A 7,239-nucleotide genomic window follows, 5' to 3' on the forward strand; every position below is an offset into this window, starting at 1 on the left:
GATAAATTCACGCTGAGTATGTTTATCGCGACAATCACAACAAAAACGAATTTGATGCTCTTGCAATAAAATATCGAGAACTTCTGGAATGCTTTTAAAATGGAAGATACGACTTTGTTGACGTTGGGTTAGTAACCATAGCGAGGGGCGAACAATCAGGGTGTAATAGGTCCGCCGAAAACCACTTTTACCACGTTTGGCTTCGGTAATAATCCCTATCACCTCTCGCTGGGGTACGCCATTCTGACTCACCGTTAAATATGCTTTACACAAAATCAGCGATTTAATATCAATATCGGCTTCGGGACTTGTCAGGGTTAGGGTTAAGGTAAATAGCTCTGACAGGTGCTCGTCTAACGTAAACTCCGTGACCGCAAAAGTATCAGGAGCACAACCATCAACCTGACAATCAAAATACAATCCTTTTAATCTCATTGTAATAGCTCTTATGGGGATGGCTGGTGACGCCTACACAAAAGTAGCTATCACCATTTTTTCAGTATTGGGTAAGGTTGCATATCCATTACTAGAGAATGATCAGCCCATTAGGCAATATTACCAACAACCTGCACCACAATAATTTCGGGTTTATTGTTTATATTTAGGCAATACTTTTATAGTTAACTGATTATAAAGATAACCTAATGCGGTTATCTAAAATAAATTATTTCTTTAAACAATGCAATTTTTTTACTAAATTTTTTCATTTTAGCGGTCGTTATTAGTTAGGATGCTTGACTACTTTACACTAATTTATATCACTTTTTTAGATTCAATCAGCAAAAATAAACTCGATATTATCAAATATCCATTGAGCAATTTGCATAACGTCTTGTTCAGGGATATTACTACTTTTTAACTCAAAGGAGCTGTTGTAGTAAATCCATTTTAGACTTCCAACTGATTCTTCAAAAATTTTATGCTTAGCCGAAATTATTCCTAATGTTTTTGGCCCTTCAATATAAGTAAAATGGGGGGCTGAATTATTACATAAACTTTGAATAAAAAGGTATTGTGTGAAACGATTACTAATATCATTAGTCAAAAGGTAAATATTGATTTCAGCTTCACTAGTAATATCGCGATCATACTTTTCATTAGTTTTTAATATCGTTATTTTTTTATCTTGGGCAAAAATAGTATTATGTATTTCATCCATATATTCCTTTTCAATAATAGTTTTTATATTATAAACATTATCACTTTTCAATTTTAATACAGGTTGCTTATCTAATGCTAAGCCAATATTTATCTGTTTAATTTGTTTATGGGGATGCGAGAGAAGTCCAGACAATCCCAAAATTTTATCAGCCTCTGCTATTCTATGATCTCTATTAATATAAAATTGTATATCAGAGAATGTTGAAAAATAATCATACTCTTTTTTAGATGGTTCATTTAAAAATATAACATCATGTTTTTTTGTTATAAATGTCATTTCACTTTCCTTTTTTGGGTAAAATATTAGATTAGCATTTACATATTGTAAAGATAACATTGCTCCGATAACAAATACCAAAAATTTTATATTTTTACCAAATAACATCAGTTACTCCTTTACAAGGATAGCCACAACTATGTTCAAATTTTTTATATTCACCTTTGCAAGCCTTTTCTATTATATCAACTGTTAATGGTTTATTTGTTAATGGCTCAGGAAATGGGTCATTATGTAGTTTATTATGTATCTGATTAGCACTAATATCCATCACTACTTCCGCGTATTGTAATAAAGATTTATTTCCAACATATGGTCCAATTGTAGCATCTAGAATAGTATAATTTTTTTCCAATCTGATAATGACATGATTGCTAAAATAAGTTCGCAACTTGCGTTTTGTCTGATGGCTATATAATTTATGTGCAATCGCTTCCCCCCAAGCTAAACTTTTATAAAAAGGATTGTTGATGCCGAGCGTGATAAATCACGCTTAAATTAAGTGATAATTAACTATTTTGTATTTTTCATCATATGAAAATAAATTACAAATATTAAGCTTTAATTTGTAAAATGTATTTTTGTAAACTTTCAAACTTGGATTTTGTGTCGTATGCGTAGATCCGAATTTCATCATAATGTTCAGTTTCATTAATTTCTAGTTCGTGAGAATTTTCATTTGTTACTACTGTTTTCTTTAGCTCACCAGCTAAATAATATTCAATATGATATTTAACGGTTTCTGGTTTATCAATATTACCTTCATTATATGCAATGAGATTATCTTGTTGTATTTCTTTGTTTCGATGTAACCATGTTAATACTATTGTTTCTTGTTCTTTTAGTGTTATTGTCTCTGTAATAACACCATTTACCTGTAAATTAGCTGGAGGATATGGGCGTGCGGCTCTTGCGTCAAATTTTAGTGCTCGAATGGGGGCCTTATTTGCACTGAGTGTTCCAGCATTAGTTTGTGTTAACTGTTGAACATAAACAACTTCACCTTTTAAATATTCAATACCGTCCGTTTCAAATAGGCTATCAAAAAACCAGATAAACGAATCTTTACTGTGTGTTTGTGGTAATGTGTCTGCACATCCCCTTGCTATTGTTAAGGTCCCATTTAACTCATCAAATGCATCAATTCGAACAATTTCATTACCAATAATAGCTGCACTACCAATTGAAACATCTGTCATATTTTTGTTAAAAATCACGTTTAATTGTGTATCTATTTTACTTAACTGACGTTTACTGATTAATACCGCACTTGGCGTAAAGTCGCCTGTTCCTCTTATTGTAAAATCAGCACCTTCAGTTGTAGTTTGTAATAAATAGTTAATTGACTGTGAATTTGGCTGAGCAGAAACTAGAAACATATAGCCTGATTCGTTATTAACATCATAATTTGATAACTGGCTCATTGCAAAATAGGGAGATTCAAATAACATATAATTTTTAACTGGTCTTGGTGTTGTATCTTGAACTATCCCTGTCCCAGATTGATTACCACTATTATAAACGGTGTCTGCCAACCCAAAAACATCCTGAATTGCGGTAATTTCAATCATTCCATCTTCGTGCTCGTTAATAGAGCCCACCCGCATGACCATATCTTCGATATCTCGGTCTGGTAGTGATACCCGAAAACAATCAGCAGGAGTTAATATTTCACCGCGTCGATCAAACTGAATCGTTAGACGAATTAAACCCGCAATTCCAGATTCCAGTTCTCGCTGTGCAACACGTGCAGCCAGCTCAAATGTTGGTAGTGCTTTATATTCAATAGAGCTACTGATTAAACCAACGGCTTGAATTGCACCTAAATTTTGTGCCCGAACTTCACTATCCTCGTTCGTTACTGGATTATGCCATTTTACAGCAATTTCATTTGGTACATTATCGGAAGCGCTACTATCATCGTCCTGTACCACTAAAATACCGTTATCATAATTAAACAATGGTAAATCTTCTGTTTTGTAATTATCACGAATCAGTTTTAGTTTAATTTTTCCTGTTGTTAAATCAGCATATTGTACTGCGCCTATATGATCTAACACCTGCTGTACAAATGTATCTAACCCATCTTGTCGATTGTAACGAAAGCATAAACCGAATTTTTCATTATATAGAATATCAGCAGCAGTTTTAAATGAATCTAAATCAATATCCTCATATAGTTGCAATCCTCGTCCCCAATCATTGTTGGTTGCACACTCTATCAAAATATGCGCAGGATTCATTGCGTGAATAGTTCTTAAATTGCTATTTATTCCATTATCTTTTTCATGAATTGTTGATGTATCATCATATAACATGATGATACATTTTTCTGGGTACCATACTTCGTTATTTGACCAACCTTGTGTTGTACGTCTGACTCTATATTTCCACGGTTTTGGACTTGCTGAATAAGCACTAATTAAACCATCAAAGAACGTCGTAACCATGCCCCGAAAACCAGGCACAACGCCGCCCAGTAAATTTTTTACACGACTAGTTGGCTCCTGATCTGCATCACCCATTGCGATTTCAAATATGCCTTTAATTCCACCTTCACCACCAACATTAGTACCACCAAACAAATTCGGCTTATCAATATAAATTGATTTGCTAACAGTAACTTCATTTGCTTTACCTGCAAACACAGTTTTATCATCAGCGGTAATAGCAACTAACTCATTAATTGGACCACGCCCAAGCCCCGACTGAATACTGAAAAAGTATTTATAACCAATTGTTGTTTTCTTCTTTTTACTGCCCATACTTACCCCTTATGCACACTAGCTTGCTTTGCGAGTTCAACAATACGAATAGCTAATGCATCACCCGTACTTAAAATCGTTGTGCTATCAATCCCACCATTTTGAATAAAATCGTTAAAACTCAGTCCATAGTGTTTAAACCAGGCTCTTAATCCCCACGCACAGCCTCCACCTTGACGAATATCTGCCATAGTTATCCATATACTATTTTCTAATTGCTTCATAACGATAATTTCCATAAGCCAGTACAAACCAATCCGCAGTCCAACAGTCACCAAAAAACACACACTGTGGCGTTCCTTCTGTTGGCTGTGGATAATCAAAGTCATCAAACGTTGCTGCATTAACCTTATTATTATGTTTTTTGGCTAATGCTTGATTTAGAAAATAGGATGCAACCAGTACAACAACAAAACGCGCAATCGCCCACCACATAATTAACCTCCTAGAATAGTTTAGTAATGCTATACGGTGATTTGCCAGGCAGGTGTGGGCAACCACCATAATTCAAATGGTTATTAAATTTATTTTCACATGTATCAATCGTATTATCACAACCAGGATATACATTAATTATCAAACCTACACTTAAGCCATAAGTCCCACCGTACAGACTTAAATTATTGTTATTATGCATGCGAATACCTCGCCTTTCTGTTAGACCTTCAAACTCATATTCAATATAGCCACCGCTAAAGTAACCATTATTAATACTCTGTGGTACATTGAATGTAATTGATTTACCATCTAATGCAATTATCTCTAACCCTGAAATGACATAATGACGAGCTTTAACTTTACATCTACTATCATAAAGTGCATGGGGGCACTTTCTACCCCAGGTCAGCCTCAATCCCTGACGGCCAAATGTATTGACAATATTAGTTGTGATAATTTTGGCTTCACCAATTTTTTCACGTTTGACTTCAGTGATATTACCTACCCATGCCACCCGTAACTCTTGTTGATTATCATGATAATGCATGCGATAAATTCTAATTTTTACCGATGTACTAGGTGGCACACCTCGGTAAAAAGAAACAACTTTATTCGTAACGGGTAAGGTAATTTCAACATTATTACTGCTTGCTGATAATCCGTTATCACTAATTGCAATCGCTTCCCACAGTGCATTATTAATCATTATCGAGCGATCGGCATTTGTATAGCGGTAATACAAATTCTGCCTTTTAAACTCATACAGTGTTAATGGTTGTCCATTTGCAACAGAATACTCAAACTCACTCCAACTCATATCTTACCTCCCTAAATGTAACGTTTACTCTCGCCGTGCCGTCAGCATCAGTTAAATGCTCCCATACGACTTTGTCATCATTTAAACGGCATAGACGCATTATGGATATTTTGATTACTTCCTGGCGCATAAATGCAACTTTTTTATTGAGCAATAACCGAAGTCCACCTTTGTTATTGCTTTTTACGTTGACAATTTCACGATATAAAATGCGGTTACCACTCAATAAAATTCTTAAGAACTGTCCGCCGAAATCAGTTTCAGTCATATTATTTTGTTCAATATCTAAAATTTCACTGGTTGCATCATCAACTAGTTTGCAATCATTACTAAACGAGGGGACAAAAATTGGTTTTTGGCGACCACGGAGGGCATAAAACAATGCACGCAGTTCAAGTTGTTTATTACGGCCATTAATTAAAAATTCATGAGATTGAGTAATAAAAACACGACTCGCGCTATCTGAGTAGTACACGATACCCGTTTGATTGTCGATTTCACGTCTCATTGATTCATATGAAACATGTACATCATCTGACCAATCTGGTTCTTGCTCCAGCACATAAAAATTATTGTATATAGGTAGCTCAACATTAACGTTAATGTCATTTTTTTCAACAATTAAAAATCGTAACTCTGCGGTTGCTAATTCATCTGTTCGCCTGATAATTTTAGGTGGTTCAGTTAATTTTGCCGATTTAATAGGAAATACTTTTGCACCTTTTAAAACAGCTGTATATATCGGTTCAGATAGTGTAATACTTGAACTTTTAATTGATTCAATATTACCAACAATTGTATTACTACCATCGATAACTGTTAAATTACCTCCTATATGATAATCTCGACCGATGGTTGATAAATAAATTGTCTTATCACCTGGTTTGATTTCTCTATCTAGTAGTGCTATATCACTATAAATTGGCAATGAAAATGAGCTTAAATAGTTCTGAAATAGTATATTTTCAATTTGTCGACGTTCGTGTTTATGGATAAGCGTTTGAAACTCAAATATCCGACGAGGTGTTAATCGCATTGCTACCCGTTGTTCTGCCCCTGTTTGTGATTGATGTACATTGGTTTTCCATTCTAATGTTTCTGTAATACCATGCGACCAATTTGGAGAGAGAGGAAGCGGTAGCGAACGATTACCGCTAACAACTAATGTAACGGTTTCAGCGTTTAAAAAATGAAACGAAATTGTACAGTTAATACTATCTGTGCCGTGGCTATCAATATCAATTGATAATATTTTTAGGCTTAATCGGCTAAATAAAAGTGGTAACGTCACATTACTGACAGTGACCCCTTGTTTATCACTATAGGTAATATCAGTCAGAATTTTACTGCTGAAATAACCGTTGAAAATTGATACTTCTATAGTGCGTTGATTACTCACATAGCCAACATCAATAGTGGATGGATTAATATAGAGCTTGTTATAAATAATATTTAAATGTAATAGTCTTTACTTAATCTGACGTTTAAGTTATTTTATAACACAAAAGGAGAGTCAGAAATGAATCAAACAGCCAAAATTATTAAACCTAAATTAGGACTACTAGAATTAGCTAAGCAACTCGGTAACGTTCAACAAGCTTGCAAAGTCATGGGATACAGTCGAGATAGCTATTATCGCTTTAAAAAATTGTATGAGCAAGGGGGTGAGCTTGCGCTTCAAGAAATCAGTCGTAAAAAGCCTATCGAAAAAAATCGGGTAGAGCCACATATAGAACAAGCCGTTGTTAATATGGCCTATGAATATCCAGCTTATGGGCAAC

General features: G+C 34.6%; 10 protein-coding genes. 2 read left to right on the top strand and 8 right to left on the bottom strand.

Annotated elements, in window-relative coordinates:
• Positions 1-435 (bottom strand): contractile injection system protein, VgrG/Pvc8 family (locus GA0061080_RS11525; protein ID WP_280642409.1); only part of this gene is annotated, 435 nt, incomplete at its 3' end.
• Between the two features lie 19 nt (positions 436-454).
• On the opposite strand from GA0061080_RS11525, the gene GA0061080_RS13025 reads away from it, so the two are divergent.
• A complete protein-coding gene (locus tag GA0061080_RS13025; RefSeq protein WP_280642414.1) occupies positions 455-580 on the top strand; it encodes a hypothetical protein in 126 nt (41 codons plus the stop codon).
• Positions 581-772: 192 nt separating this feature from the next.
• Here the strand turns inward: GA0061080_RS13025 and GA0061080_RS11530 are convergent, their stop codons facing one another.
• The 7 genes from GA0061080_RS11530 to GA0061080_RS11560 form a co-directional block, all read right to left on the bottom strand.
• Entirely contained in the window at positions 773-1,546 is a 774-nt protein-coding gene (locus tag GA0061080_RS11530; protein WP_091125833.1) for a hypothetical protein, read from the bottom strand.
• Positions 1,533-1,709 carry a hypothetical protein gene (locus GA0061080_RS12670; protein WP_167349238.1) on the bottom strand — a complete coding sequence of 59 codons (177 nt, stop codon included), beginning with the start codon at positions 1,707-1,709 and terminating at the stop codon, positions 1,533-1,535. Before GA0061080_RS12670 ends, GA0061080_RS11530 begins: the two co-directional genes overlap by 14 nt.
• A gap of 283 nt (positions 1,710-1,992) precedes the next feature.
• Complete coding sequence (locus GA0061080_RS11540; RefSeq protein ID WP_091125841.1) at positions 1,993-4,203, bottom strand: phage tail protein; 2,211 nt, start codon at positions 4,201-4,203, stop codon at positions 1,993-1,995.
• A 2-nt stretch (positions 4,204-4,205) separates the two neighbouring features.
• Positions 4,206-4,427, bottom strand: a complete 222-nt coding sequence (locus tag GA0061080_RS11545; protein WP_208610491.1) for a hypothetical protein — start codon at positions 4,425-4,427, stop codon at positions 4,206-4,208.
• The gene (locus GA0061080_RS11550; RefSeq protein WP_075508847.1) at positions 4,408-4,638 is read right to left on the bottom strand and encodes a hypothetical protein; all 231 of its coding nucleotides are present in this window, start codon (positions 4,636-4,638) and stop codon (positions 4,408-4,410) included. Before GA0061080_RS11550 ends, GA0061080_RS11545 begins: the two co-directional genes overlap by 20 nt.
• Before the next feature lie 10 nt (positions 4,639-4,648).
• Positions 4,649-5,458: a phage/gene transfer agent baseplate hub protein gene (locus GA0061080_RS11555; protein WP_091125844.1), complete on the bottom strand. Its 810-nt coding sequence runs from the start codon at positions 5,456-5,458 to the stop codon at positions 4,649-4,651.
• Positions 5,445-6,857 (bottom strand): hypothetical protein, encoded by a 1,413-nt coding sequence (locus GA0061080_RS11560; RefSeq protein ID WP_091125848.1) that lies wholly within the window; start codon positions 6,855-6,857, stop codon positions 5,445-5,447. Before GA0061080_RS11560 ends, GA0061080_RS11555 begins: the two co-directional genes overlap by 14 nt.
• A 120-nt stretch (positions 6,858-6,977) precedes the next feature.
• On the opposite strand from GA0061080_RS11560, the gene GA0061080_RS11565 reads away from it, so the two are divergent.
• Positions 6,978-7,239, top strand: a 262-nt coding sequence (locus GA0061080_RS11565) for a helix-turn-helix domain-containing protein (RefSeq protein ID WP_141683158.1), incomplete at its 3' end; no start/stop codon positions are given.

This window comes from Gilliamella intestini, assembly GCF_900094935.1.
Lineage (GTDB): Bacteria > Pseudomonadota > Gammaproteobacteria > Enterobacterales > Orbaceae > Gilliamella > Gilliamella intestini.